This is a genomic window from Rhodococcus marinonascens NBRC 14363, assembly GCF_001894885.1.
GTDB classification, from domain to species: Bacteria; Actinomycetota; Actinomycetes; order Mycobacteriales; family Mycobacteriaceae; genus Rhodococcus_F; species Rhodococcus_F marinonascens.
The window spans coordinates 98,977-125,813 of sequence record NZ_BCXB01000016.1 but is presented as its reverse complement, the minus strand read 5'-3'; the positions used below and the strand labels follow the sequence as shown (position 1 = coordinate 125,813).

29 protein-coding genes and 1 tRNA gene are annotated in these 26,837 nt (G+C 64.8%); 25 read left to right on the top strand and 5 right to left on the bottom strand.

Annotation, left to right across the window (positions count from 1 at the left end; translation table 11 throughout):
- Positions 1-57: 57 nt before the first annotated feature.
- From RM2_RS13815 to RM2_RS13715, 22 genes are all read left to right on the top strand, one after another.
- The gene (locus RM2_RS13815) at positions 58-978 is read left to right on the top strand and encodes a hypothetical protein (protein ID WP_072690110.1); all 921 of its coding nucleotides are present in this window, start codon (positions 58-60) and stop codon (positions 976-978) included.
- The gene (locus RM2_RS13810; protein ID WP_072690108.1) at positions 975-1,970 is read left to right on the top strand and encodes an HAD-IIA family hydrolase; all 996 of its coding nucleotides are present in this window, start codon (positions 975-977) and stop codon (positions 1,968-1,970) included. Before RM2_RS13815 ends, RM2_RS13810 begins: the two co-directional genes overlap by 4 nt.
- Positions 1,971-2,045: 75 nt before the next feature.
- A complete protein-coding gene (locus RM2_RS13805) occupies positions 2,046-2,273 on the top strand; it encodes a hypothetical protein (RefSeq protein WP_072690106.1) in 228 nt (75 codons plus the stop codon).
- A 1-nt stretch (position 2,274) separates the two neighbouring features.
- Positions 2,275-3,105 carry a TlyA family RNA methyltransferase gene (locus tag RM2_RS13800; protein ID WP_072690104.1) on the top strand — a complete coding sequence of 277 codons (831 nt, stop codon included), beginning with the start codon at positions 2,275-2,277 and terminating at the stop codon, positions 3,103-3,105.
- A complete protein-coding gene (locus RM2_RS13795) occupies positions 3,102-4,064 on the top strand; it encodes an NAD kinase (protein ID WP_072690103.1) in 963 nt (320 codons plus the stop codon). The genes RM2_RS13800 and RM2_RS13795 overlap by 4 nt, the downstream gene beginning before the upstream one ends.
- A 2-nt stretch (positions 4,065-4,066) precedes the next feature.
- On the top strand, positions 4,067-5,839 hold the full coding sequence (gene recN / locus RM2_RS13790) for a DNA repair protein RecN (protein ID WP_072690101.1): 1,773 nt from the start codon (positions 4,067-4,069) through the stop codon (positions 5,837-5,839).
- Between the two features lie 110 nt (positions 5,840-5,949).
- Positions 5,950-7,134, top strand: a complete 1,185-nt coding sequence (gene steA, locus RM2_RS13785) for a putative cytokinetic ring protein SteA (RefSeq protein ID WP_072690099.1) — start codon at positions 5,950-5,952, stop codon at positions 7,132-7,134.
- A complete protein-coding gene (locus tag RM2_RS13780) occupies positions 7,131-8,081 on the top strand; it encodes a copper transporter (RefSeq protein ID WP_072690097.1) in 951 nt (316 codons plus the stop codon). The genes steA and RM2_RS13780 overlap by 4 nt, the downstream gene beginning before the upstream one ends.
- A 139-nt stretch (positions 8,082-8,220) precedes the next feature.
- Positions 8,221-10,026 (top strand): CTP synthase, encoded by a 1,806-nt coding sequence (gene pyrG / locus RM2_RS13775; RefSeq protein WP_072690130.1) that lies wholly within the window; start codon positions 8,221-8,223, stop codon positions 10,024-10,026.
- 9 nt (positions 10,027-10,035) lie between these two features.
- The gene (locus RM2_RS13770; protein ID WP_072690095.1) at positions 10,036-10,698 is read left to right on the top strand and encodes an NUDIX domain-containing protein; all 663 of its coding nucleotides are present in this window, start codon (positions 10,036-10,038) and stop codon (positions 10,696-10,698) included.
- Entirely contained in the window at positions 10,685-11,632 is a 948-nt protein-coding gene (locus tag RM2_RS13765) for a site-specific tyrosine recombinase XerD (protein WP_072690094.1), read from the top strand. Before RM2_RS13770 ends, RM2_RS13765 begins: the two co-directional genes overlap by 14 nt.
- A gap of 57 nt (positions 11,633-11,689) precedes the next feature.
- Positions 11,690-12,709, top strand: a complete 1,020-nt coding sequence (locus tag RM2_RS13760) for a ParA family protein (protein WP_072690092.1) — start codon at positions 11,690-11,692, stop codon at positions 12,707-12,709.
- Positions 12,710-12,760: 51 nt separating this feature from the next.
- Positions 12,761-13,588, top strand: a complete 828-nt coding sequence (locus RM2_RS13755) for a segregation and condensation protein A (protein WP_072690128.1) — start codon at positions 12,761-12,763, stop codon at positions 13,586-13,588.
- Entirely contained in the window at positions 13,585-14,274 is a 690-nt protein-coding gene (gene scpB, locus RM2_RS13750; protein WP_072690090.1) for an SMC-Scp complex subunit ScpB, read from the top strand. Before RM2_RS13755 ends, scpB begins: the two co-directional genes overlap by 4 nt.
- A 17-nt stretch (positions 14,275-14,291) precedes the next feature.
- Positions 14,292-15,377 (top strand): pseudouridine synthase, encoded by a 1,086-nt coding sequence (locus RM2_RS13745; RefSeq protein ID WP_072690088.1) that lies wholly within the window; start codon positions 14,292-14,294, stop codon positions 15,375-15,377.
- Positions 15,374-16,063 carry a (d)CMP kinase gene (gene cmk, locus RM2_RS13740; protein WP_084721791.1) on the top strand — a complete coding sequence of 230 codons (690 nt, stop codon included), beginning with the start codon at positions 15,374-15,376 and terminating at the stop codon, positions 16,061-16,063. Before RM2_RS13745 ends, cmk begins: the two co-directional genes overlap by 4 nt.
- The gene (der, locus tag RM2_RS13735) at positions 16,060-17,487 is read left to right on the top strand and encodes a ribosome biogenesis GTPase Der (RefSeq protein WP_072690086.1); all 1,428 of its coding nucleotides are present in this window, start codon (positions 16,060-16,062) and stop codon (positions 17,485-17,487) included. The genes cmk and der overlap by 4 nt, the downstream gene beginning before the upstream one ends.
- 86 nt (positions 17,488-17,573) lie before the next feature.
- Positions 17,574-17,650 (top strand) — tRNA-Pro (locus RM2_RS13730).
- Between the two features lie 272 nt (positions 17,651-17,922).
- The gene (locus RM2_RS13725) at positions 17,923-18,108 is read left to right on the top strand and encodes a hypothetical protein (protein ID WP_072690084.1); all 186 of its coding nucleotides are present in this window, start codon (positions 17,923-17,925) and stop codon (positions 18,106-18,108) included.
- On the top strand, positions 18,105-18,848 hold the full coding sequence (locus RM2_RS13720; RefSeq protein ID WP_072690082.1) for a hypothetical protein: 744 nt from the start codon (positions 18,105-18,107) through the stop codon (positions 18,846-18,848). Before RM2_RS13725 ends, RM2_RS13720 begins: the two co-directional genes overlap by 4 nt.
- Positions 18,845-19,003, top strand: a complete 159-nt coding sequence (locus RM2_RS24545; protein WP_169846730.1) for a hypothetical protein — start codon at positions 18,845-18,847, stop codon at positions 19,001-19,003. Before RM2_RS13720 ends, RM2_RS24545 begins: the two co-directional genes overlap by 4 nt.
- Positions 18,982-19,761 carry a sigma-70 RNA polymerase sigma factor region 4 domain-containing protein gene (locus tag RM2_RS13715; RefSeq protein WP_072690081.1) on the top strand — a complete coding sequence of 260 codons (780 nt, stop codon included), beginning with the start codon at positions 18,982-18,984 and terminating at the stop codon, positions 19,759-19,761. The genes RM2_RS24545 and RM2_RS13715 overlap by 22 nt, the downstream gene beginning before the upstream one ends.
- Before the next feature lie 147 nt (positions 19,762-19,908).
- Here RM2_RS13715 and RM2_RS13710 read toward each other — a convergent pair whose 3' ends face one another.
- The 4 genes from RM2_RS13710 to RM2_RS13700 all read right to left on the bottom strand — a co-directional run bounded on the left by RM2_RS13710 (position 19,909) and on the right by RM2_RS13700 (position 22,351).
- Positions 19,909-20,277, bottom strand: coding sequence for a YncE family protein (locus tag RM2_RS13710; protein WP_245813927.1), 369 nt, complete (start codon positions 20,275-20,277; stop codon positions 19,909-19,911).
- On the bottom strand, positions 20,274-20,489 hold the full coding sequence (locus tag RM2_RS23950; RefSeq protein WP_139277767.1) for a hypothetical protein: 216 nt from the start codon (positions 20,487-20,489) through the stop codon (positions 20,274-20,276). The genes RM2_RS13710 and RM2_RS23950 overlap by 4 nt, the downstream gene beginning before the upstream one ends.
- A gap of 538 nt (positions 20,490-21,027) precedes the next feature.
- Positions 21,028-21,597: a YncE family protein gene (locus RM2_RS13705; RefSeq protein ID WP_245813926.1), complete on the bottom strand. Its 570-nt coding sequence runs from the start codon at positions 21,595-21,597 to the stop codon at positions 21,028-21,030.
- A 445-nt stretch (positions 21,598-22,042) separates the two neighbouring features.
- On the bottom strand, positions 22,043-22,351 hold the full coding sequence (locus tag RM2_RS13700) for an alkylmercury lyase (protein WP_072690076.1): 309 nt from the start codon (positions 22,349-22,351) through the stop codon (positions 22,043-22,045).
- A gap of 1,003 nt (positions 22,352-23,354) precedes the next feature.
- Here RM2_RS13700 and RM2_RS13695 point away from each other — a divergent pair.
- The gene (locus RM2_RS13695; RefSeq protein ID WP_169846729.1) at positions 23,355-24,146 is read left to right on the top strand and encodes a maleylpyruvate isomerase family mycothiol-dependent enzyme; all 792 of its coding nucleotides are present in this window, start codon (positions 23,355-23,357) and stop codon (positions 24,144-24,146) included.
- Here RM2_RS13695 and RM2_RS13690 read toward each other — a convergent pair.
- On the bottom strand, positions 24,136-24,897 hold the full coding sequence (locus RM2_RS13690) for a L,D-transpeptidase (protein WP_072690074.1): 762 nt from the start codon (positions 24,895-24,897) through the stop codon (positions 24,136-24,138). The two genes, RM2_RS13695 and RM2_RS13690, sit on opposite strands and share 11 nt — an antisense overlap.
- A 167-nt stretch (positions 24,898-25,064) precedes the next feature.
- Between RM2_RS13690 and RM2_RS13685 the strand changes: the two genes are divergently transcribed.
- Together RM2_RS13685 and RM2_RS13680 are read left to right on the top strand one after the other, a co-directional pair.
- On the top strand, positions 25,065-25,682 hold the full coding sequence (locus RM2_RS13685) for an NUDIX hydrolase (RefSeq protein ID WP_072690072.1): 618 nt from the start codon (positions 25,065-25,067) through the stop codon (positions 25,680-25,682).
- Positions 25,683-25,737: 55 nt separating this feature from the next.
- The gene (locus tag RM2_RS13680; RefSeq protein WP_072690070.1) at positions 25,738-26,772 is read left to right on the top strand and encodes an SMP-30/gluconolactonase/LRE family protein; all 1,035 of its coding nucleotides are present in this window, start codon (positions 25,738-25,740) and stop codon (positions 26,770-26,772) included.
- Positions 26,773-26,837: the final 65 nt, after the last annotated feature.

The window sequence follows — 26,837 nt, the reverse complement described above, 5'->3', positions numbered from 1 at the left end:
GAAAGGGGACCCAACATACTGGGTCCCCTTTCGTGGTTTGTGTGAAAGGAATGACTTGTGTCGGAGAGTGACGACGGACGTCGATCCTTCCCCTCTCGCGGAGGCGGTGCCTCCAATGGTGATCGTGGCGGTGCCTCCAGTGGTGATCGTGGCGGCTGGTCGGGCGGTCCGAGTCGCGGGTCCCGCGACAACCGGGGTGGAACCGGCGGCGACAGTCGCGGCGGAGGACCTCGTCGTGGTGGCGAGGGTGGGTTCGCGCCCCGCGGACGTGAAGGTGACCGTCCGCAGAGGCAGCAGGCCCGTCCGGACGAGCCGGATCTGCCCGACGATGTCGAGGCCAATGAACTCGATCCCACTGTTCGTCGCGACTTGCTGAGCTTGGACAAGACGAACGCGGACACGGTTGCGCAACACCTGGTGATGGCAGGGAAGCTCGTAGACGAAGATCCACGCCTTGCCTTGGCGCATGCGCGTGCTGCACGTCAACGTGCTGGTCGTATCGCGGTGGTGCGTGAGGCTGCAGGTATCACCGCCTATCACGCCGGCGAATGGGCCGAGGCCCTGTCGGAGTTGCGGGCTGCCCGTCGTATGGCCGGTGGTCCTGGTCTGCTCGCCGTGATGGCTGACTGTGAACGTGGACTTGGCCGCTCCGAGCGTGCGATCGAACTCGGGCGAAGCGACGAAGCTGCCGCACTGTCCGGTGACGCGGCTGCCGAGTTGCGGATGGTTGTGGCCGGAGCGCGCATGGATCTCGGACAGTTCGATCAGGCTGTGGTCACCCTGCAGACACCGGATCTCGAAGCGTCGCGTACCGGTTCCGGTGCTGCCCGGCTCTTCTACGCGTACGCGGACGCGTTGGTAGCGGCCGGTCGCGTCGAGGACGGTCTCCAGTGGTTTCTCAATTCGGCAGCGGCGGATCTCGAGGGTGAGACCGACGCCGAGGAGCGTGTCGCGGAGCTGACCGGAGACTCGCAGTGACGGTCCTTCGGGACGGATACGACGCCCTGCTGCTTGACCTTGACGGCACCCTGTACCAGGGGGATCTGGAAGTTCGGGGTGCTAGTGAGGCCTTGTCGTCCGGAACTCAATCGTTGTACTACGTGACCAACAACGCCAGTCGCCGGCCGACTGAGGTTGCCGAACACCTGACCGAACTCGGATTCGACGCCGACGAGTCGCGAGTAGTAACGAGTGCGCAGTCCGCGGCCCGACTCCTTACGGAGAACGTCGGCCCCGGATCGGCGGTACTTGTCGTCGGCACCGAGGCGCTGGCTGACGAAGTCCGGCACGTCGGGTTGCGTCCGGTGCGCTCATTTGCGGATTCTCCTGTGGCCGTGGTTCAAGGGCATTCGCCGACCACGGATTGGGCGATCCTCGCCGAGGCGACCCTCGCGATCCGGTCGGGTGCAGTGTGGGTGGCTGCGAACCTGGATTCGACCTACCCGACTGCGCGCGGTCTGGTCCTCGGAAACGGCTCGATGGTGGCGGCACTGCGGACCGCCACGTCCCGTGTGCCCCTGGTGGCAGGCAAGCCTGCTGCGCCACTGTTGGAGGACGCGATGCGCCAAAGCGGGAGCGTTCGTCCGCTGGTGGTAGGGGACAGGCTCGACACTGACATCGAAGGTGCCTGCACGTTGGGTGTCGACTCCTTGCTGGTGCTCACCGGGGTGAGCACGCCGCTGGACGTGTTGCGTGCCGCCGAACAGCAGCATCCAACCTATCTGGCGGCAGGCTTGGACGCATTGAACGCGTCCGCAGAGAATTCGCGCATCTGCGAGGACTCGCGATGGTCTGTCGAGTTCGACGGCAGGGATCTGGTGATCGAATCGGCTGCCGTCTCGGCCGAATCGATAGACTCGATCGCGCTGTTGCGGGCAGCGGCCGTCGGAGCCTGGAAGTTCCCCGACTTCGATTGGATCATCTCGACGTCGCCGGCTGTGAGCGCGGTTGTGTCGGGGTGGAGCAACTGAATTCCTGAACTCGCGGCGTTCGTCACGCGATTCGCTGCATGCGTATCGGAACGCGATGGACTAGCGTTGTGCCCGATGAGCACGCCAATTCCGCGCCCGGGAGCTCACCTGCCCGGGCCTCTGCAGAGTGTAGACCCCGAGAAGATCCATTCGGAGGTCGATGGATTGTTGTCGCGTCTCGCAACTGTCGAACCGGACCCGGGGGACGAGCACGGTATCGGAGTCATTCCGCGCAAAGCTCACATCCTCGAGAAGGCGCACGACGTGCTGGTGGAGGCTCTCGCCGCCGTGGACAAGATCTGAGGTGGCCCGTCGAGCACGGGTGGACGCCGAACTTGTCCGGCGGGGACTTGCCCGGTCCCGCGAGCATGCGCAGGAACTTATCGCCTCCGGCCGAATACTGATCTCGGGTGTGGCGGCGACCAAGCCTGCCACTGCTGTGGAGGTGGGAACGCCCCTGCGGGTCATCGAAGTTGACAACGAGGTGTCCTGGGCCTCGCGCGGTGCGCATAAACTTCTCGGTGCGCTCGAGGCCTTCGGGCTTCACGGACTCGAGGTCGAGGCGAAGCGGTGCCTCGACGCCGGAGCCTCGACCGGAGGTTTCACCGACGTTCTCCTTCATCGAGGCGCGCGGGAAGTGGTGGCGGTGGATGTCGGCTACGGACAGCTGGTGTGGCGGCTCCAGTCCGACGAGAGAGTGCATGTGGTGGATCGGACGAACGTGCGGTCCATCGATGCTGCCCAGATCGGTGGACGCGTCGATCTGGTGGTCGCGGACCTGTCGTTCATCTCCCTGAAGTTGGTTTTCCCGGCCTTCGTCGCCTGTATCGCCGAGGGCGCAGATCTGATTCCGATGGTGAAGCCGCAGTTCGAGGTCGGCAAGGATCATGTGGGCTCGGGCGGAGTGGTGCGTGATCCGGAATTGCGTGTCGCTGCAGTGCTCAAGGTCGCGAATACTGCCGCCTCGCTGGGACTGCGCACTCTCGGGGCCGTGGCGAGTCCGTTGCCGGGGCCGTCGGGGAACGTAGAGTATTTCCTTTGGCTCCGGGCGGATGTCAGCTCCCGGACGGACAGTGACCCGGGCGAGTCGGCAGAGGATTTGATTCGCGCCGCGGTGCGGGAGGGACCACAGTGAGCGGGCGAAGTAGCGGTGCCCAGAAATGCGAGCGGGAGATACTGCTCGTGGCGCATCCGGGGCGCGCCGAGATTACGGAGACCGCGCGTTGTGTGGGCAAGATCTTCGAGCGCGCCGGCATCGGGTTGCGTGTTCTCGTCGACGAGGTCGACGGCACCCGTATCGAACCGATGAATGCCATGGCGGCCGACGAATTTCTGGTGCCAGGGCTGGAAGTGACCATCGTGCAGGCGGGCCCGGACGCTGCCCGCGGATGTGAGATGGTGCTGGTGCTCGGTGGCGATGGGACGTTCCTGCGAGCAGCGGAACTCGCCCAGGCTGCGTCGGTCCCGGTTCTCGGGATCAATCTGGGCCGGATCGGATTCCTTGCCGAGACCGAGGCCGAGCATCTCGACGAAGCGCTCGCCCAGGTGGTGCGTCGTGAGTATCGCGTCGAGCATCGGATGACGTTGGACGTTCTCGTACGCGTGGACGACGAGATCATCGAGCGTGGCTGGGCACTCAACGAGGCCAGTATCGAGAACCGATCCCGGCTTGGTGTTCTGGAGGTGGCTCTCGAGGTGGACGGCCGTCCAGTGTCTGCATTCGGCTGCGACGGTGTCCTGGTCTCGACACCTACGGGCTCGACGGCGTACGCGTTCTCAGCCGGTGGTCCGGTGGTCTGGCCGGAGCTGGAAGCTCTATTGGTGGTTCCGAGCAACGCGCACGCCCTGTTCGCGCGGCCACTGGTGACGAGCCCTGATTCACTGATCGCGGTGGAAACAATGGCAGGCAGCCACGACGGCTTGGTGTTCTGCGATGGCAGGCGCACTCTCAAGCTCCCCGCGGGGGGTCGCGTCGAAGTGGTACGCGGCCGGGAACCCATTCGTTGGGTACGTCTGGATTCGGCTCCGTTCGCAGACCGGATGGTGCGCAAGTTCGAGCTCCCCGTCACCGGGTGGCGGGGAAGGAAACCCTAGACGTGTTGGCAGAGATCAGGATCGATAACCTCGGCGTGATCTCCGAGGCGTCGGCCCAGTTTCACGAAGGTTTGACGGTCCTCACCGGTGAGACCGGAGCGGGCAAGACGATGGTGGTGACCAGTCTGCACCTACTCAGTGGTGCCCGCGCCGATCCAGGGCGTGTCCGTCTCGGCGCGGCGCGGGCGGTGGTGGAGGGCCGATTCGTGACGGACGAGGGCTCGGACCATGTCGAGCAGGCCATTACCCGGGTACTCGAGTCCACAGGCGCCCAGCGGGACGAGGACGGCACCATCATCGCCGTGCGGACTGTCGGCAGTGACGGCCGATCCCGTGCCCACCTGGGTGGGCGCAGTGTTCCGGCCGGGGTCCTGTCCGAGTTCACCGATCCGCTGCTGACGGTGCACGGTCAGAACGATCAACTGCGGCTACTCCGGGCGGACCAGCAGTGCGCCGCCCTGGACCGATTCGCCGACAAGACCGTCGGGCCGTTGCTTGGCCGGTACCGCAAGTATCGCGACGAATGGTTGACCGCACGATCGGAGTTGATCGAACGGACCGGACGTACCCGTGAACTCGCGCAGGAGGCCGACCAACTGACGTTCGCGCTCAACGAGATCGACGGCGTGGCGCTCACTCCCGGTGAGGACGCATCGATTGTGTCGGAGGTGCGCAGGCTCAGCGACCTCGACTCCCTGCGGTCGGCGGCGCAGGAAGCGCAGAAGGCGCTCGCCGGGGGAGACGAGATGGACGACGTCGGCGTCTCGACCTCGGCGCTCGACCTGTTGTCGGAGGCGAGGGCGCGGATCGAGTCGGTCACCGATCCGGAACTCGATGGGCTCGGGCCCCGCCTCGCCGACGTGATCGCGGTGGTGACCGACGTGTCTGCAGACTTGACCATGTACCTGGCGGGGCTTCCGGCCGACCCAGGGGCCCTCGATACGCTGCTGTCGCGGCAGGCGGAACTGAAGAACCTGACCCGCAAATACGCGGCGGACGTGGACGGCGTTCTCGAATGGGCGGACAACGCGCGGGCGAGACTCGAGAGGATCGACGTGTCCTCGGACGCGCTGGCGACGCTGGCCAAGCAGGTCGAGGACTCGGCTGCGTCCACTGCGGAAGCGGCCTCGAAACTGAGCGCTGCCCGCGTCAAGGCCGCCGCCAAGCTGGCCAAGTCCGTCAGTTCCGAACTCTCTGGTCTGGCGATGGGTCGGGCTGCCCTCGAGGTGTCGGTCCGACCGCGGATCGCCGGGCCAATGGACACGGCCCCGCTCACCGTTGCCGGTGCCGAACTGCACGCTGGACCGTCGGGTGTCGACGAAGTGGAGTTCCGGCTCTCGGCCCACAGCGGAGCGCAGTCACTGCCCATCAGCAAGAGTGCGTCTGGCGGTGAACTCTCGCGGGTGATGCTCGCCCTCGAGGTGGTTCTCGCCGGGTCGGATTCGGGTGCGACGATGGTGTTCGACGAGGTCGACGCCGGTGTGGGTGGTCGGGCCGCGGTGGAGATCGGCCGACGGTTGGCGCGACTGGCGCGAACTCACCAGGTCATCGTGGTTACCCACTTGGCGCAGGTCGCGGCGTTCGCGGACACCCATTTGGTGGTCGACAAAGTCGACAGTTCCGGCGGGGTCGTCAGTAGCGGAGTCCGTACCTTGACCGACGACGAACGGGTGGTGGAATTGGCCCGCATGCTTGCGGGGTTGGACGACACCGAGACCGGTCGCGCACACGCGGAGGAACTGTTGGCAACCGCCAACTCGGAGCGTTCGGCGTGACCGGGTCGCCGGATCAACGGTCGCCTGCGGCGGTAAGGCAGTGATTGATGTGCTCGACGGTTCGGCGCGCCTCCACAGGTAGGAGCGGAATCCGGTCCATCATCGAAGCCATGAAGCTGCCCGCACTGCGCTCACGTAACACCCAAACTTTGCCGGGGGTCAGCGGCATCGCCAGGGTGGATCGCAACACGGCCAAGTTGCTGCGCCGTGTAGGGCCGGGTGACGTCGTCGTCGTCGACGAGTTGGATCTTGATCGAGGTACTGCGGACGCCTTGGTGAAGGCCGGCGTTCTCGCTGTCATCAATGCATCGCCCTCGATCTCGGGGCGCTATCCCAATCTGGGGCCGGAGGTGATCGTCTCCAACGGGATCCTGTTGGTGGATTCGGCGGGCACCGAGGTCTTCAAGAGCATCAAGGACGGCAGCAAGGTCCGCGTCCACGAGGGAGGTGTCTACTCCGGGGAGCGGCGCATCGCAAAGGGTGACGAACAGACCGAGGCGGAGATTTCCGATCGGATGATCGAGGCGAAGACCGGCTTGGTCGACCACCTCGAGGCGTTCTCGGGTAACACCATCGAGTTCATCCGCACCGAAAGCCCGTTGTTGATCGATGGGGTAGGGGTCCCGGACGTCGACGTCGACATGAAGGAACGGCATGTTGTGATCGTGTCGGACGGACCGGACCACGCGTCCGATCTCAAGAACCTCAAGCCGTTCATCAAGGAGTACTCACCGATCCTCATCGGCGTCGGGGCCGGCGCTGATGTCCTGAAATCTGCCGGATATCGCCCCGATCTCATTGTGGGTGATCCCGAGGGCATTTCCAGCGACACTTTGAAGTCGGGCGCTGAGGTGGTCCTGCCCGCCGATCAGGACGGGCACGCGCCTGGCTTGTCCCGCATCCAGGACCTAGGCATCGGGGCGATGACCTTCCCCGCGTCCGGATCCCCGTCCGACCTGGCGTTGCTGCTGGCCGATCACCACGGGGCATCGTTGATAGTCACTGTCGGCAGCACCGTGTCGCTCGACGAGTTCTTCGACCGTGGTCGCCGCGACATCAACCCTTCGGCCTTCATGACCCGACTGAAAGTCGGGCCGAAATTGGTGGATGCCAAGGCAATGGCGACCCTGTACCGGAGTCGGGTTTCGGGTGGCGCCATCGCGCTGCTGGTCCTGGCGGCGTTGGTGGCGGTGATCGTCGCTCTGGTGGTATCGAACGTAGGCGGCGAGGCTCTGGACTGGGCTGGCGCAACCTGGAACAGCTTCGCATTGTGGGTTCAGGGACTCTTCAAGTGATTTCTCGGCGTCAACATGCCGTGTCCATTGCGGCGATCTTTCTGGCCCTGGCGATCGGCGTGGTGATGGGATCCGGTCTGTTGTCGAGCGGCCTAGTGTCGGGACTGCGTGACGACAAGGCGGGATTGCAGACCGACATTGAGAAGGCGAACGAACGCAACAATCAACTGACCGAGCAGTTGAATTCGGCGGACGGGTTCGATTCAGCGGTGGGTGGCCGAGTTGTGGTCGATTCGCTCGCGCAGCGAACCGTCATGGTCGTGACGACTCCGGACGCCGACCCCGCGGACCTCGACGGAATCAATCGAATTGTTGCGGCAGCGGGCGGGTCGGTGACCGGTCGGGTGTCGCTGACGGATGCGTTTGTGGACGCCACAGGCGGTGACCGTTTGCGGACGGTGGTCAACAACGTGATCCCGGCCGGTGTCACGCTGAGAACAGGTGCCATCGACCAGGGCAGCCTAGCGGGTGACCTGCTCGGATCGGTGCTCTTACTCGACAAGGGAACCGGTACGCCGCAGAGTTCGGCCGAAGAGATGGCGCTGGCCCTCCAGACACTGCGCGGAGCGGGATTCATCAGCTACGAGGATGGCGCAGTCCAGCCGGCAGAGCTTGCGGTGGTGCTGACCGGAAATCACGGCGCGAACGAGGGCGTCGGTGGCAACCGTGGCGCGGTGGTGGCCCGGTTCGCGGGTGCATTCGATGCTCGCGGCGGCGGCGCCGTACTTGCCGGACGTTCCGGCTCGGCGCAGGGTAACGGGGCGGTCGCCGTGGCCCGAGCGGACGCCGCGCTGTCGGCAGCACTGACGACGATCGACAACATCGACCGTGAAGCGGGGAAGATCACCATTCCACTCGCGCTGCAGGAACAACTCGCCGGCGGTGCCGGCCGGTATGGAACGGGACCAGGTGCCGGTGGTATCACAGTGGCGGCAGCGCCGTCGTAGCGCTCGTCACACGGGTCGGTCAATCTCAGCGCGTTGTTTCCGGACATCCGCAGAGGTGTTACCGTGAAGTCCCGTGGGTCGGCAGGCCCCAGCATTCCTCGAACAGACCAAGCCCTGCACAGTCGTCACGGGAGCCCCATTGTCACAGTCACGCACTCAGTCGCGTACCGCTACCAAGCACATCTTCGTGAGCGGCGGCGTTGCCTCCTCGCTCGGAAAGGGCCTCACAGCCTCGAGTCTCGGGCAATTGCTGACCGCGCGGGGTATGCGCGTGACCATGCAGAAGCTGGATCCGTACCTGAACGTCGATCCGGGCACGATGAACCCTTTCCAGCACGGCGAGGTGTTCGTGACCGAGGACGGCGCCGAAACCGACCTCGATGTCGGCCATTACGAGCGCTTTCTCGACCGGGACCTATCCGGTCAGGCCAATGTGACCACCGGCCAGGTGTATTCGACAGTCATCGCCAAGGAACGTCGTGGCGAATATCTCGGCGACACCGTCCAGGTCATCCCGCACATCACGGATGAGATCAAGAGTCGCATTCTGGCGATGAGTGGACCGGACCTTCAAGGGCACAAACCGGATGTCGTGATAACGGAGATCGGCGGCACCGTCGGCGATATCGAGTCGCAGCCGTTCCTCGAGGCTGCTCGCCAGGTGCGTCACGACGTCGGCCGTGACAATGTCTTCTTCCTCCACGTGTCTCTGGTCCCGTACCTTGCGCCGTCAGGTGAGCTGAAGACCAAGCCCACGCAGCACTCGGTTGCGGCGTTGCGGAGCATCGGTATCCAGCCCGACGCACTGATCCTGCGCTGCGACCGAGAGGTTCCCTCTGCGCTGAAGAACAAGATCGCACTCATGTGCGACGTCGACGTCGACGGCTGTATCTCCACGCCTGACGCCCCCTCGATTTATGACATCCCGAAGGTGCTCCACGGTGAGGGCCTCGACGCCTACGTGGTGCGCCAGTTGGGTCTGCCGTTCCGTGACGTCGACTGGACTGTCTGGGGTGACCTGCTCGAGCGAGTCCACGAGCCACAGGAGACGGTGCGGGTGGCACTCGTCGGCAAGTATGTCGATCTTCCCGACGCGTATCTCTCGGTGACCGAGGCGCTGCGTGCCGGCGGGTTCGCAAACCGATCCAAGGTCGAAATCTCGTGGGTTCCGTCGGATGCATGTGAGACGGAAGCCGGTGCGCAGGCCGCACTCGGTGACGTCGACGGCGTGCTCATCCCCGGCGGCTTCGGGATCCGCGGTATCGAGGGCAAGCTCGGTGCCATCGGGTATGCCCGGCACCGGAAGATTCCGCTGCTCGGGCTATGCCTCGGGCTGCAGTGCGTCGTGATCGAGGCCGCGCGTAGCGTGGGCCTGACCGACGCCAACTCTGCGGAGTTCGAGCCCGAGACCGAGCACCCGGTCATTTCGACGATGGCCGACCAGGAAGACGCCGTTGCGGGTGAGGCTGATCTCGGGGGCACGATGCGACTCGGTGCATACCCCGCGACCCTGGCCAAAGGCTCGGTCGTCGCGCGGGCATACCAAAGTGAGCAGGTGTCGGAGCGTCACCGCCACCGCTACGAGGTCAACAACGCCTACCGGGACCGGGTCGCCGAGAGTGGACTCCGTTTCAGCGGTACGTCCCCCGACGGTCATCTCGTCGAGTTCGTGGAGTATCCGGCGGATCAGCACCCGTTCTTCGTCGCGACCCAGGCACATCCCGAGTTGAAGAGCCGTCCGACGCGCCCGCACCCACTGTTTGTCGCATTCGTCGACGCTGCGCTGAAGTACAAGCTCGAAGAACGCCTTCCCGTCGACGTGCATGGTCAGGAACGCGTGGCGATGGTCTCGCTGAGCCAGTCGACCAAGACCGCTGATCGTGACGAGGTCGCGTCGGTTGCCGCTGATCGTGACGAGGTCGCGTCAGTCGACAGCGGTGGGTAGGGCGAGAATATGCCCGACCGCGGCCGGCACCAATTCGCCACGCTCGACTCGCGCACCGTCTACAGCGGGGCGATCCTCGCACTTCGGGTGGATCACGTAGCGATGCCGAACGGCCGAACGGCCGAACGTGAAGTCGTCGAGCATCTGGGTGCCGTCGCTGTCCTGGCGCTCGATGAGGAAGACCGGCTCGTCCTCATTCACCAGTACCGGCACCCGGTGGGGCACCGGTTGTGGGAGATTCCGGCGGGGCTACTCGACGAGCCAGGGGAGGACCCGGTCGAGGCGGCCCGGCGGGAACTTGCGGAGGAGGTCGGACTCGGTGCCCATCGCTGGTCGGTTGTCGTGGACGTCGTTCTCTCACCCGGGTTTACGGACGAGTCGGTGCGGGTGTTTCTCGCCCAAGATCTCTACGACGTGGATCGACCGGACCCGGAGGACGAGGAGGCCGACCTCGATATCAAGCGGATACCGCTCGACGAGGTGGTGTCGATGGCGCTGAGCGGGGAGATCGTCAACGCCACCGCGGTGTCGGGCGTGATGGCCCTGGCGGCCGTCCGCTCCTACGCCGGCACCGCACTCGAGTTCCGTGACGAGAATGCGCCCTGGATCGATCGACCCAAGAGGTTCAGCGAGAGGAGTCGCTCGCGCGCTGCCGGGGATGGAGCTGAGTAGGTGTGACGTCGTGATTGCGCGGCAGGTGAATTCGTACCTCGATCACATGGCCGTCGAGCGCGGAGCGGCCCGCAACACCCTCGGTTCGTACCGGCGCGACCTCGACCGGTACCAGCAGTTCCTCGCGGATCGTGGAATCGCCGATATGGGCCGGATTCGTGAAGAGGACGTCAGTGATTTCGTGATCATGTTGCGGACCGGCGACCCCGCCCACGACCATCCTGCGCTGGCCGCGAGTTCAGCCGCCCGCGCCTTGATCGCTGTGCGGGGCTTTCACCGGTTCGCCGCTGCCGACGGATTGGTCGCCGTCGACGTGGCACGCGGGGTCCGGCCGCCCGCGCCGGCCAAGCGGCTTCCCTCATCACTGCCTGTGGGCGAGGTGCTGTCGCTGCTGCAGGCAGTCGGTGGTGGGGGGCCGGCGGACGGCCCCCGCGCCGTCCGCGATCGCGCCCTCTTGGAGTTGCTGTACTCGACGGGCGCTCGCATCTCCGAGGCCGTCGGACTCGACGTCGACGATGTCGACACCGAGGCTCGGTCGGTGCTGCTGCGCGGGAAGGGCGGCAAACAACGAGTAGTGCCTGTGGGGCGGCCCGCCATCGAATCTCTGGACGCCTACCTGATCCGGGGCCGTCCCGCCTTGATGTCACGAGGAACGCCGGCACTGTTCCTCAACGTCCGTGGTGGACGACTGTCCAGGCAGAGTGGATGGAAGGTGCTGCAGGACGCTGCCGTTGCGGCGGGGATCACCGCCGCAGTGTCGCCGCACACGCTCCGACACTCGTTTGCGACTCACCTGCTGGACGGGGGAGCTGACGTGCGGGTCGTCCAGGAGTTGTTGGGACATGCCTCTGTTACGACCACCCAGATATATACGCTGGTGACGGTCGGTGCGCTCCGCGAAGTCTGGGCACAGGCGCATCCTCGCGCGCGGTGAGAGGGGGCGTGTCGGGGGGAGATTCACGGCACGAGGCGGTAGCGTTCGTATAACGATGTGAGATCGGCAGCGAACATCGAAAGAACAGGAGACTATCGGACCGTGGTGACACCGCAGCCGCCAGCGGCGGAGTCCGGGCATCCGCAATCGGGGTGCGACATGTTCGGCGTGCAGCAAGTCGGCACCGCTGCCTTGCTCGATGAAGACGTGACGGTAGAACGCGTGGCGGTAGAACCCACTGCCCTGGGGCCTACGGGTCGACCAACGCGTGAGGTGCCGGAACCGACCCCGTTGCTTTCTCACGGACCGGCCAAGATTATCGCAATGTGCAACCAGAAGGGTGGCGTGGGGAAGACGACGTCGACCATCAACCTAGGTGCCGCACTCGCCGAATGCGGTCGTCGAGTGTTGCTGGTCGACCTCGATCCGCAGGGCGCACTGTCCGCAGGTCTCGGGGTGGCACACCACGACCTCGAGTTGACCGTCCACAACCTCCTCGTCGAACCGCGCGTGTCGATCGACGATGTGCTGATGAGGACGAGGGTCGAAGGACTGGACCTTCTGCCCAGCAACATCGACCTGTCGGCGGCAGAGATCCAACTGGTTACCGAGGTCGGTCGGGAGCAGACACTCGGGCGGGTGCTGCACTCCGTACTCGATCGATACGATTACGTCCTGATCGATTGTCAGCCGTCCCTCGGTTTGCTCACGGTCAATGCGCTGGCCTGCGCGGACTCGGTGATCATCCCGATGGAATGCGAGTACTTCAGCTTGCGAGGCCTCGCGTTGCTCAACGACACGGTCGAGAAGGTCCACGACCGATTGAACCCCCGACTCGAACTCGCCGGCATCGTCGTGACGATGTTCGACTCACGGACCCTGCACGCCCGCGAGGTGATGGAGCGCGTGGTAGAGGTGTTCGGCGATACCGTCTACGACACGGTGATCAACCGAACGGTCCGGTTCCCGGAGACTTCCGTCGCAGGAGAACCGATCACCACTTGGGCACCGAAATCGACCGGTGCCGAGGCGTATCGTGCGCTGGCTCGCGAGGTCATCCATCGGTCCGGCCGGTAAGTGGTGTACACGCAGGACATTCCGGCACCACCGCAGACCGACGACCCGCTCATGCCCGTTGATATTGTGGACCCGCCCGATCAGCAGGAGTCTCCTGCCAAGCGCGGGTTCCGAGTCGCCCTGCTGAACTTCGAGGGACCGTTCGACCTGCTCCTCACACTGATCAACCAGCGGAAGCTGGACGTCACGGAGATCGCGCTGCACCAGGTGACGGACGATTTCATCTCCTACACCCGGACGCTCGGCACCGAAATGGGGCTGGACCAGACCACTGAGTTCCTGGTGGTTGCAGCGACACTGCTAGACCTGAAGGCCGCTCGTCTGCTCCCGTCAGGGCAAGTGGAGGACGCGGAGGATCTCGCCCTGCTCGAGGCACGCGACCTGCTGTTCGCCCGGCTGCTCCAGTACCGCGCATACAAACAGGTAGCACAACTGTTCGGCGAACTCGAGGCTGCCGCGTTGCGCCGGTATCCGCGTTCGGTGGCCTTGGAGGACGAGTTCACGCAGCTACTGCCGGAAGTGCTACTCGGGGTCGACCCGCAGCGGTTCTCCGAGATCGCCGCAACGGTGTTCACACCCCGGTCGAAGCCGTCTGTGAGTTTGGATCACCTGCACGTGCAGGCCGTGTCGGTCCCTGAGCAGGCGGCGCGGATGATGGAACTACTGCGAGAGCGTGGCGTGGGCGACTGGGCCAGCTTCGGTGACCTCGTCTCGGAATGCGAGGTGACCGTCGAAATCGTGGCAAGATTCCTGGCATTGCTCGAGCTGTATCGAGATCAGTTCGTGCTGTTCGAGCAGCCCGAGCCTCTGGGAGAGTTGTTGGTGAGCTGGACCGGAGAGGGTGCGAACGCTCCGGTGACCGAGGAGGATTACGGATGAGTTCGGCCGCGTTCGATGAGTCGGAGGAGGATGGCTGTGATTTCGAAGCCGAACTCTCGGACACCGAACTCGAAGCAATTCTCGAGTCGCTGCTGTTGATCGTCGACTCCCCGGCAGGGGTCGAGCAACTCGCCTCCGCGACCGGCGCCCCTGTGAAGCGCATCACCGAATCACTGAACCGCATGTCCTCGGGTCTCACCGCCCGCGGGAGTGGGATCGATCTCCGATATGCCGGTGACGGTTGGCGTCTCTACACACGGACCGCTTACGCGCCCTATGTCGAGCGACTCCTGCTCGACGGCGCGCGCTCGAAACTGACGAGAGCTGCTTTGGAGACTCTGGCGGTGGTGGCATACCGTCAACCATTGACCCGTGCACGGATCAGTGCGGTGCGCGGCGTCAACGTGGATGGTGTGGTGCGCACACTTCTCGCTCGCGGATTGATCGCCGAAGCAGGCATCGACCCCGATACCAACGCCACGCAGTATTCGACGACGGAACTCTTCCTGGAACGGCTTGGTTTGGCGTCTCACGCCGATCTGCCGGCCCTGGCTCCGTTGTTGCCGGACGTGGATTTGATAGATGACATCAGCGACAGTGTGGAATCTGATCCACGATTTGCGAGAATGAATAGAGCTACGGCATCCACAGCAGAGTTGGACACCGGGCTGGACATCGAAGACTGACAGGGATTGTAAAAAAAGTGAAGAAACCCGCTCGCCGAGATGGCACACCGGATCGCAAAAACATGAAGCAGCGCCCGATCAAGTCGAAGACCGCCAATCGCACGGATCGGTCGGAACCCGCTAGGCGTACCGACCGGTCGGAACCCGCTGAGCGGTCGACCCGGTCGGACATCGCGCGGAGCAAGCCCGACGCGGCGGCCACCAAGAACAAGCCCGGCAGGCCCGACGCGGCGGCCGCCAAGAACAAGCGTGGCAAGCCCAAGTCGGCCAAGCCGCAGCGCGCCCAGGCCCAGGCGCCGAAGATCAGCAACGCCAAACCGGCCCGCCATCAGTATGCCGACGCGGATCGGCCCTCAGGTCCCCCTCAAGGCGACGGAATGCGGTTGCAGAAGGTTCTGGCCCAGGCCGGAGTCGCTTCGCGTCGTGCCGGCGAGGAGCTGATTTCCCAGGGCCGGGTCGAGGTCGACGGGCGCATCGTCCTCGAGCAGGGGTTGCGCATCGATCCCGAGAACGCGGTGGTCCGTGTGGACGGCGTTCGGGTCGTCGTCCAGAAGGATCTGGTGCACCTGGCACTGAACAAGCCCAGGGGCTGGCAGTCGACGATGTCGGACGATCTGGGTCGTCCGTGCGTCGGTGACATCGTCTCCGAGCGGGTCTCTGCAGGGCAGCGCTTGTTCCATGTCGGTCGTCTGGACGCCGACACCGAAGGGCTTTTGCTACTCACCAACGACGGTGATCTGGCGCACCGGCTTATGCACCCGTCATTCGAGGTGTCGAAGACGTACCTGGCCACCGTGTCGGGCGCCCTCGAACGTGGGGTCGGCAAGAAACTCAAAGAGGGTGTGGATCTCGACGACGGTCCAGCGAAGGTCGACACCTTCACGCTGCTCGACATCAACGAAGGCAAATCGCTCGTTCGTGTGACGCTCCACGAGGGGCGCAAGCACATCGTGAGGCGTCTGTTCGACGCAGTGGGACATCCGGTGATCCGGCTCGTCCGGACGGACATCGGCGCGGTCGCCCTCGGCGATCAGCGTCCCGGCACCCTCCGAGTACTCGGTCGAGGCGAGGTCGGCGGGCTGTATGGGGCGGTGGGGCTGTGAGTTCGCCTTCGTTGGTCGTGGCGATGGACGGTCCGTCCGGAACCGGAAAGTCGAGCGTGTCGCGTCAACTGGCGAAGCGACTCGATGCTCGCTATCTGGACACCGGAGCGATGTACCGGGTCGCGACATTGCACGTGCTCCGCAAGGGCGTGGATCTCGCCGATCCTGCCGCGATCGCCGACGCGACTGCCGGTCTTCCGTGGTCGATCGCCACGGATCCGGCGGGTGAGCAGGTGTTGCTCGATGGTGAGGACGTGGGGCAAGAGATCCGTGGTGAGGCGGTGACCGGCGCCGTTTCGGCTGTCTCCGCCGTTTCGGCTGTGCGTGAACTGCTCGTCGAGGCGCAACGTCGTCTCGTGGGGGAGGCCGAGCGGATCGTGGTCGAGGGTCGGGACATCGGCACCGTCGTGCTGCCGGATGCCGACGTGAAGATCTACCTGACCGCATCGGCGGAGGCTCGGGCTCAGCGCAGGAATATGCAGAATCGCGCGGAGGGACGCGGCGACGACTATCCAGCCGTACTGGCCGACGTGCGACGTCGGGACCACCTGGATTCCACGCGAGCCGTGTCGCCGCTGCGGCCGGCCGACGACTCCACGCTGGTCGACACCAGCGAACTCGGAATCGACGACGTGATCGGCAGGTTGCTGCTGGTGGTAAGTGAGAGAACTGGAGCAGGGCAGTGACCGAACAATTCACAACCGAATTCGTAGGCGACGGAACCTGGAGTGAGGAATCTGATTGGGAGGTCTTGGACCTCGAGGACGGTGGTGACGGAGATTCGCATGTCGCCGTTCCCACGCTCGCCGTGGTCGGCCGCCCGAATGTCGGTAAGTCCACTCTCGTCAATCGGATCATCGGCCGCCGCGAAGCCGTGGTCGAGGACATTCCCGGGGTCACCCGAGACCGTGTCTCCTACGAGGCGAACTGGAGTGGGCGCCGATTCCTCGTACAGGACACCGGCGGTTGGGAACCAGATGCCAAGGGCTTGCAGCAGTCGGTGGCCCGTCAGGCGGAACTCGCGATGCAGACTGCGGATGCGATTCTCCTGGTCGTCGATGCAGTGGTTGGTGCCACGGCCACGGACGAGGCTGTTGCCAAGGTGCTGCGCCGGTCCAAGACCCCGGTTCTGTTGGTGGCCAACAAGGTCGACGACGGCCGCACCGAATCTGAGGTGGCCGCGCTGTGGTCGCTGGGTCTGGGGCAGCCGCACTCGGTGAGTGCGACGCACGGTCGCGGCACCGGCGATCTCCTCGATGAGGTCCTCGCAGCGCTCCCAGAGACGCCGCGCGAAGGCATTCCCGGTGGGGGACCGCGACGAGTGGCCCTGGTTGGAAAGCCGAACGTCGGCAAGTCAAGCCTGCTGAACAAGTTGTCGGGCGATGAGCGTTCGGTGGTGCACGACATCGCGGGCACCACGGTCGACCCCGTCGACTCCATCGTGGAACTCGGTGGTAGGCCGTGGCGTTTCGTCGACACCGCAGGTCTGCGGAAGCGAGTCAGCCACGCCAGCGGCGCCGAGTTCTATGCGTCACTGCGGACGAAGAGCGCCATCGAGGCGGCTGAGGTCGCGATTCTCTTGATCGACGCGTCAGACCCGATCTCCGAGCAGGACCTCCGCGTGCTCAGCATGGTGGCTGACACCGGACGGTCCCTCGTGATCGCGTTCAACAAGTGGGATCTCGTCGACGAGGACCGTCGGCTGCAACTCGATCGTGAAGTGGACCGTGATCTTGTGCGGGTGCCGTGGGCGCAACGCGTCAACATCTCGGCGCAGACGGGGCGTGCGGTGCAGAAGTTGGTGCCGGCACTCGACACCGCGCTGGAATCCTGGGACAAGCGAATCCCCACGGGCAGGCTCAACACCTGGCTCAAGGAAGTCGTAGCTGCAACTCCGCCGCCGATGCGTGGTGGACGACTTCCCCGCGTGATGTTCGCCACGCAGGCCGGCACGCGTCCGCCGACGTTCGTGCTGTTCACCACGGGGTTCCTCGAGGCCGGTTACCGCCGATTCCTCGAGCGGCGCCTGCGTGAGGAGTTCAACTTCGACGGAAGCCCCGTTCGCATCTCGGTGCGTGTGAGGGAAAAGCGCGAGCGACGAAGTCGCTGAAGCGACGGATTTTGCTCTGACCAGTCGATTAGCGTTACCGAGTGCCGCTGATGTAATCTCATCGAGCACCTGAACGAGGGTGTGGACGGGCTGTGGCGCAGCTTGGTAGCGCACTTGACTGGGGGTCAAGTGGTCGCAGGTTCAAATCCTGTCAGCCCGACCAAGGAAAGCCCTGGTAGAGATACTTTCTACCAGGGCTTTCTTGCGTTTGTGGTCGTCTCAGATAGCCGAGGATAACCGCAGGTAATCGTGACTGAGGGACAGCTATCAGGCAGTACAGGGACAGCAGGATTTCGGCGTGGAGCGCCGCATCACTCGACTGACGGTGTACGGTGACATTCGTCAACTAAACAAAGAGACCCCGGCACCTGCTACTAACAGGCCCGGGGCGTGGTCCGACTTAACAAGGAGTCGAACGTGCATCAGCATACGTGTATGCCCACCCGCCCACACCCGATGGGCCAGCGTTTCGAGGACGCTATTGAATACCTCGACACCATCACTTTCGATGCCGATCCGATCGTCGCTGTCTGCGGCTTGATCCGGCAGCAACTCGAAGCGAACCTGTTCTTCGATGCCCACGAGTGGGACACCTTTGGCAGCGCGGCGGTGACCCGATGAGCGCGCAGTGGCGTGCGGTCTTCACCGCCCACGGGCACCAGGACCGAGACACGCTCACCCACGGTGCCGCACACGTCGCCTGGACCCTCTTCGGCCTCGCCGATCCCGAGACCTCGATGACCGAGCCGATGAGCTACGACGAGCTATGCAAGGCCGCGTGGGTCAGCAGACGCGCACTCGTTGACGCTCTCAAGGCCCTCGAGGCGACTGGGTGGATCGGCCGGTTCGGTGCGTACCAACAGCAGAACGTGTATTCGGTGACGATCCCGGAACATCTGGCGCAACCTGTGGATAACGTCGAATCCGGGTGTGAGCAGTCATCTGAACCCGGTGCAAAATTTGCACCACGAGAAAGATCTCTTCTCGTCGATTCATCCACAGTCGAGGCAACGGCCACCCCCGAACCGCTGGCGCGGTCGTGGGAGCCTAGCCCGCAGAACAGGGTCGTCGCGGATCAGCGCGGCATCGACCTCGGGGCCGCTATCGAGGCATTCCGGGCCAAGCACATCCGGTCGAAGCGCAGCGACTGGGACAAAGCGTTCGGCTGGTGGCTCGCGTCCGGCTTCTCGCAGCATCTCGCCGAGGTCGCCCTGGCCGATGCCACTGCCGCCCGGGCCGCCGAGCGTGAGGCCGAGGAAGGCTCACCGACCGCGCACCAGTGCGATAACGGCTGGCTCGCCGACGAAACCCCCTGCCCCACCTGCCGCCCGAACGTCGCCCGGCAGTGGGTCGCAGCATGAGCGCCCCGGTGTCCCGCCTCGGTTTCGATGCTGTCGTGATGGTCGGCCTGACCTACGCGCTCGCCGCTTTGGCGTTCGTGCTCTCCTACTCGAAGTTGACCGAGCTTGCGGCCGTGGCGGCTACAGCCCAGTCATGGCGTTGCTTTGGCCGCTGATCGTGGACGGTCTCGCGGTCGCGGCCACGGTTGGTGTGATGCGGATGCGCTCACGTGGGTATGCCTGGTGTCTCCTCCTGGCCGGCACCGGGGTCTCGGTCATTGCGGCTGTTGCGACTGCCTTGCTTCCGGGTGAGCAGCCGCCTGTGGGGGCGTTGCCGCCTCTCGCTTCCGCCGCGGTGTCGGTGGTGCCGCCGCTGTTTCTACTCGCCATCCCTCACCTCGCGGTGAAGCTGCAACGCGAACTCGCAGCCGAGGCTTCGCAGGGCGTGGACGATGACGCGTCGGTCGAGAGCGTCGCGCCGGCCCCCGTCGCGTCACCTAAGACCGTCGCGTCACCCAAGACTGTCGCACCGGGCGCGTCACCGAAGGGTGTCGCAGTCGAGGATGACACGTCGGCCACGACACCTGCCCGACGCGACGCAACGCCCGTGAAGGGTGACGTGACGCGCCAGCCGGTAAGCACCCAACGCAACGAAGCGCGTGCGAGGGATGACGCGCCGCGCGACACGACGCATGCGTCACCCGAGGCAGGAGAGGTGACGCACCCCCGTCTGCACGCCGTCGCATCACTCGGTGACGCGACACCGAAGCGCACCACGACACCAGCAAAGCCTGCGCCGAAGGATCGTGAAGCACTGCGACGTCGCGTCACCGAGCTGGCTGGCGAGGGCCTGTCCAACTACGTCATCGGCGAGCGCATCGGGAAATCTGAGGCGACGGTGCGTCGACTCCGCACCCGGGCCGTCGCGGGCTGACGCACCACCGGACGACGAAACGCCCCCATTTCCCACGGAAGAGGAATGGGGGCGTTGTCGTGCGTCAGAGCGGGACTCATGGTTTGGTGCGCCACAGCATCGTGGTAACTAGCTTTGGATCAGCCGCCCAGCGTGAACGGGATCTCGTCAGCTTCCGGCGAAGCTTCCCCAAGGGGCGGGCGGCGTGTCGATCCCGATCACCGACACCGAGTCGTCCGCCAAGTTGGTGATGTAGGCGCGGGCGCCGTCCGGGGTGATCGCCACCCTGACCGGTGCGTCGCCAACCGGGACGGTCTCGATGACGGTGTTGGTGTCGATCCCGATCACCGACACCGAGTCGTACCCCAAGTTGGTGATGTAGGCGCGGGACCCGTCCGGGGTGATGGCCACCCCGACCGGTAGGTCGCCGGCCGGGATCGTGGCGGTGACCGTGTTGGTGGCGGTGTCGATCACCGACACGGAGTTGGCGGAATAGTTGGTGATGTAGGCGCGGGCGCCGTCCGGGGTGATCGTCACCCCGCGCGGGCCCCTCCCGCTAGTCCGTGGCCTTGGGTGTCGGTGCCGCGTGTGAGGCATCGCCCGTCGGCCCGCGGTTGGCACACAGATTTGGTGGGTGTGAGCAGAGCGTGCCTGACGTCTTCGATGCTGACGCCGAGGAGTCCGGCATCGCGGAGTGCTTCGGGGGTGAGGGTGTAGCCGCCTGCCTGGGTATGAGTTGGTGCGGGCATCGGCGTCTCCTCCGGGTTGGGCGCGGTGGAAGTCAATGCGCGTTGTTACCGATGTGTCGCGCTCGCGGCGGACGCTCCCCTGAGGGTGCGTCGGCGGCAAGCTGGCGGGGTTGCATCGGGAATCCAGGCGCGCCCCTGGATGGGGGGTCTCACCGGCGGCACCGAACAGGGTTGCCGGTGAGACGACTGAGCCACACGGTCCGAGGGACACGTGTGGCGCAGAACCGACTCCAGCAGATCTCACTGTCAGTATCGCGGTTCAGGTTTCGCTTTCGGCCGCGTCTCTTTCCGCCGCCATCCCCGCTCATCCCACCGGGGGTGGCTACCGCTCTGGGCGAACTTCTCGATGTGCTCCATCAACCACGGCTTGGGCCGATACCATTCGCGGCCATAGGCACCGATAGCTCGAACTCGCGATGCCACCCGGTCTCGGCGTTCATGGCGCCTTGTTCTACCGCCGACTCCCGTCGACAAACCGGATGATGCCGCCACCCACACGGTCTGGGTGGCGGCATCCTTCGTCTCTACGGTGCGGGTGTCAGCTGCCGGTGCTGCCCGCGCCCGAGCCGCTGCCGGTCAACGAGCCGAAGTCGATGCACAGCGATCCGGTGCACTGGTCGATGCCGATCACCGACACCGTACCGTCGCCAGTGTTGGTGACGTAGGTGCGGGTTCCGTCCGGGGTGATCGCCACCCCGGACGGGCCGATTCCGACCGGGACGGTCTCGATCACGGTGTTGGTGCCGGTGTCGATCACCGACACCGTGTTGTCGCCAGTGTTGGTGACGTAGGTGCGGGTTCCGTCCGGGGTGATCGCCACCCCGAGCGGGTTGGTCCCGACCGGGATGGGCGCGCCCACGACCGTGTCGGTATCGATCACCGACACCGAATTGCCGACATTGTTGGTGACGTAGGCGAAGGACCCGTCCGGGGTGACCGCCACCCCGAACGGGGCGTTCCCGACGGTGACGGTATCCGCTGCCGCGGTCGCCGCCCCCATACCGGCCGCACCCAGCACCATCACGAAAATGGTTGTCAACCCGAGCACTAGACGTCGGGCGCGTCCCCTGACCGTGGGATGACCGTGAAAACCAGTGGGGTGATTCACATTTTTCTCCTGTCTCAGAGAAACAAAACGGATCAACCGTGCAGTTGCACAACCGGTGGTCGGATCCGACCATCAGCCCATCGGAGGTTAACAACCGGATTCTGATCTCGACGCAGAATCCGCCGGACCCTCACGGCCACATGCGGTTTAACTCGCGTCCGCCGCCATCGCCTCGCGCAGACTCCGTGGTCGCATGTCGGTCCACGGCAGGTTTGGTTGTTGCGACTGTGTGGGGCGGCACGTTCTCGTTGATTTGTCGCTCAGTTCATGAGCAAGCGGGAAGAGGCCCGCGAGGCCCGCGTGAAGGTCCGGACGGATCAATTGACCTAGTTCTTGACGGATGGTGACGGGCACTTACTGAACTGCGTGGTTCCGCGAAGTCCCGCAAGGCGCTCGGACGGGTCGCCCTGCCGAGCGCCGGGCCAGCGTTCCACTCTCGCGCCGCCTAGCTTCTGCCCCGGAGCGCCTCGGCCAGTTGCTCGATGGTCGGCAGCCCCGCTAGGCCGGCCTCGGTCGGGTATACGCGGCACGCGAAGTCGGACACAGGCATCGCGTCGTCGAAGGCATCGGTGCCGTCGAGGAGAATCGTGGGCGATCCAGCGAACGGCGAGGCTGCGGCCTCGGCGTCGGTTCCGATCCGCCGGTACCCGATCTCGACATCGGGCAATCCCGCTGCAACCGACGCTGCACGGACGCGGTCACCCGCCTGCTGCCAGTTCGGGCACCCGTCGAAATACAAAATCTCTACCTTCATACGGTCGATTCTGCCCTGTCGAACCCAGGACGCTGCGCCGCCACCAAGAACGGTTTCGGCATTGCACTATAGTGCGTCGAACATTGTCAGTGTTTCGACGACCCCTGTGTTTCGACGATCTATGGAGCCCACACATTGCGCTCGCTGAGGCGATCGGTTTGTGATGTCTGTATTCCGCACTCGAGGTGCGGCATTCGAGCGCGACTTGGACGCCCACGAGGAATGACAGGCCGCTCACCGCCCTTGTCTGAATCCTGCGTTTCCGCAGATCGGGGGCGGTGACCCGAGATACCGTTGACCGACGAATCGACGGTCTCCCGCCGACGCTGACCGGGTGGGACTTGATCGAGGTGACAACCCGGCAGTCGCAGCTGCTGGCGTGCAACGGATTGCCAATCGACCCGGACAACTACATCCTCCGACCCTGACCACTACATCCTCGGATGTAACGACGACGAGGAAGGTTCGATGGTGAGAGGTGAACTCGAAGCCCGGGGAATCACGGTGCATGCAATCCCGTTTGGGAACCACACCGAGGACGGTGGATCGATACGCTGCTCGACCCATCCGCTCGTTCGTCGCCTCGCAGATTCCAATGCCTGATGTCAAGCCCGAACCGACATCGGATGCGTGCAGCGATACCGTACGTGAGGCTGGTACCTCCTCAACTTCGGAAGACAGGCCATCCCACCGAATACCCGGCAACGCCGAAACATGGATTAGCAGAAAGGGTTACATTTACCGAATCGCAATGGGCGTCGCTCAGACTCGCCGAACACCCTGCGTTGGTCGCGATCTGGGCCTCGACTGGTGGTGCGGGTGAGTACGAGACCGCCCACTATTGCTGCCTCACACCCGAGGGTGCATCCCGAATAGGAGCCGCAGAGAATCTAGGGGCGCTTCAGGTAGCGTAGAACCCCGTTTCTCGGCCGACAACACGGTGTTGAGTGGACGGTTCCCGCTCGCAGATCCATGAGGACGGTCGAGATGTACGCTGGCTGGGGTGAACGGCGCAGGAGCATCGAAGGTGATAGCGAAAGAACCGCTGACCGCGGCGCTAGTCGAACAATGGCAGGCTATCGGTACCTTGCTGACAGAGCTCACGGACACCCAGTGGGCGTCAGCGACCCCGCTACCGGGATGGCGAGTACATGACATTGTCTCCCATCTCGCGGGCATCGAGCAGATGCTCAGCGGGATCGTCCCTCCAGTCTCCGTGGACGGTTTAACACAGCTCGAGCACGTGCGTAACCCGGTTGGGTTGTACGTCGAGCGTTGGGTCGAGGCATATCGCGGGTCTACCTCGCCACAGATCCTCGAGATGTATCGGGAGATTACGGCGCATCGAGCAAGCGTTCTCAAGGCGATGACGCAGTTGGAATTCGACACGCCCACCGAGACCTTGAGCGGGCCAGTCTCCTACGGTCGGTTCATGCGCGTGCGCCTCTTCGACTGCTGGTTCCATGAACAAGACATTCGGGATGCCGTCGGAATCGCCGGCAATGAGACCGGCCCGGCGGCCGAATACGCCCTCGCGGAACTTCTCGAGCCCTCGGGGCCTGGCATTTGCGAGGACGGCGGGTTGGGACACGTGGTCGGCGGCTACCCTCCACTGTCTTCACCCGGTTGTGCGGCGGTCGTACCCGAGCCGTCGATCACCGGGATCAGATCACCATCCGCGGTGACGATGAGCTTGGCCGACGGGTCTTGTCGAACATGGCCTTCACCATCTGACATCCCGTCTGGGTCTAGTACTGCAACAACGGTTTGTGTTCGCGGCCAGATCATCCCCTGACGATGACTGGGTCGCCGATCTTGAAATTCTCGTAGAACCACCGCGCGTTCTCGGTGCTGAGGTTGATACAGCCGTGGCTGACGTTCTCAAAGCCCTGCGAGTCGACCGACCACGGCGCGGCATGCACGAAGATCCCGCCCCAAGTGATGCGGGTCGCGTACTCGACGTATAGCCGGTAGCCCTCTGCCGAGTCGATGGGGACGCCATACGTTGACGAGTCCATGATCATGTCGCGGAATTGCTCGATGACTGGGAACGTGCCGACAGATGTCTCGTACCCGGGTTTGCCCATCGATGCCGGCATTGTCCTCACGACTTGGTCGTTGATGCTGACCGTGAACTGGTGCGTCGTCCTATTGGCCACGGCGACCCGCGCATCACCCACCTGGAATTGCGATCGGACACCCACCGCCGCGACGGTCACGCGTGTGTTTGCGGGCCAGAAATGATCGGGAGCCCAATGTACCGACCGGTCGTCGATCCAGGAAAATTGCCCGGTCGTGGGTTGCGAAGGCCTGATTGCGACCCCGCGTTCGGCGAGTGCGCGATCACGGACCGGCGCGGGAAATCGGATGACGACCGGATGGGCGATGCCGACGACCTGGCCGTTGGCGGGGAGGAAGGACGGCGCGAGGATCTTCGCGGTGGTGTTCGGGGTCGCAGCCGATGCCGTCGTGCTCACTAGGCACACGGCCAGCGCGGCGAGAATCGACACGAGAAAGAGATGTCTGACCTGCTGCGCTTTCGTCATGGCCGTCCAGCCCTTCAGATGACGCGGTGAGCTTCCATTCAGTTAAGCACGGCGCCCTCGGTCTGCGGAAGTGCGAGCGGACCGGTCGGTCTGTCCGGTCGACGTCCGCGGCAAACCCAGGCGTCGAAGTGTGGGGGTTCGCGCCGATCGGGCGTTACTGTCGGGTGATGGTGACTGGGCACGAACTCGACAGAGACCACCTCACCGACTCCCTCGCGCGGCTCGATCCGCACATCGCGGACGCATCGAACCGGCGTTCCGCCTCGGTTGTAATCGCGGTGATGCCCGACGGGTCGGGTGGGCAGGCCGTGCCCCTGACGATGCGGTCGAGCCGGATGCGCGCCCATCCAGGACAGTTCGCGCTGCCGGGCGGCGCCGTCGATCCGGGCGAGACCGGAGAAGACGCGGCCCGTCGAGAGTTGCATGAGGAGCTCGGACTCGACGTGCCGCCCTCGGCGGTGCTGGGCCGGCTCGACGACTACGTCACCCGGTCGGGTTATGTCATCACGCCCTACGTCGTGTGGGCGGACGCGCCGATCACCGCGTTGGTGCCCAACCGTGACGAGGTCACGGAGGTCTTCGCCGTGACGGTGTCCGAGATCGACGTGGAGCCGCGTTTCGTGGAGATCCCCGAGTCGTCGAAACCGGTGATCCAGTGGCCTTTTCGTCGGCATCTCGTGCATGCGCCGACCGGTGCGGTTGTCTATCAGTTCCGGGAGGTCGCGATGCACGGTAGGCACACGCGGATCGACCGTTTCGATCAACCGGTCTTCGCGTGGCGTTAGCCGTGGCACTGGCAAAGTCACATTCGGCTGAGCTGTGCGACTAAACTCACAGCTCATGAACATCTTCGGGTCTCTGGCCCGCAAGCTCGACCGCACCGGCGTCGATCCCGCTGCCTGGCATGCACCCACGGCGCCACCGCTCACCGGGGTACTCGCGCCAAACGGGGCACTCGACGAGGCGCATCGGTGGGCGCTCCCGTCCGGCGAGGGCCCCGAAGATGTCGCCGTTGACCACGACGGCCGGGTGATCACAGGCGGCAACGACGGACGGATTTGGCGGTTCGACCATCAGGGCAGGGCGACCAAACTCGCCGATACCGGCGGGAGGCCCCTCGGCGTGGAGGTGCTCGACGACGGAAGGTTTCTGGTTTGCGACGCCGAGCGCGGGGTGCTGAGGGTCGACGAGACCGGTCGCGTCGACGTGCTGGCGGAATCAGCTGCGGGACATCCTGTCGTGGCGTGTAACAACTCGGCTGTGGGCCGAGACGGCGTCGTGTACTTCACCGACTCCTCGGCCCGCTTCACGATTGCCGACCACCGCTACGACCTCCTCGAACACCAGGGGACCGGCCGCCTGCTCCGCCTCGACCCGCGCACGGGAGAGACCGATCTCCTTGCCGAGGGGCTCCAATTCGCCAACGGTGTCGGACTGGCCTCGGACGAGTCCTTCGTCCTCGTCGCGGAGACCGGCTCATACCAGATTTCCCGCGTCGACCTCACCGGGCCGTCCCAAGGTCATCGTTCGGTGTGGGCCGGGAATCTCCCCGGTATCCCCGACAACATGACGTCCCAGACACCGGACGGGCTGTTCTGGGTCGCGCTCTACAGCCCGCGGATGAGGTTGCTGGACATGATCGCGCCCTACCCGACGTTGCGGATCGTGGCCGCGAACCTGCCGGACGCCGTTCAACCCGAGCCCGAACACGCCGGCTGGGTGATTGCGCTCGACGCGAACGGCGAGATCGTGCATAGCCTCCGGGGTGGCAAGGGCAGCTATTCGCCGGTCACCGGCGTCCGTGAGCACGACGGGTGGCTTTACCTGGGAAGTTTGACCGCGGATTCCATCGCGCGCGTCCCGATCCCGCGCTGAGAGTCATCGACCCCGCCCGGCGATGCGGAGTGAGCGGGCCTGCGTGATCGACTGGCGCACTATCC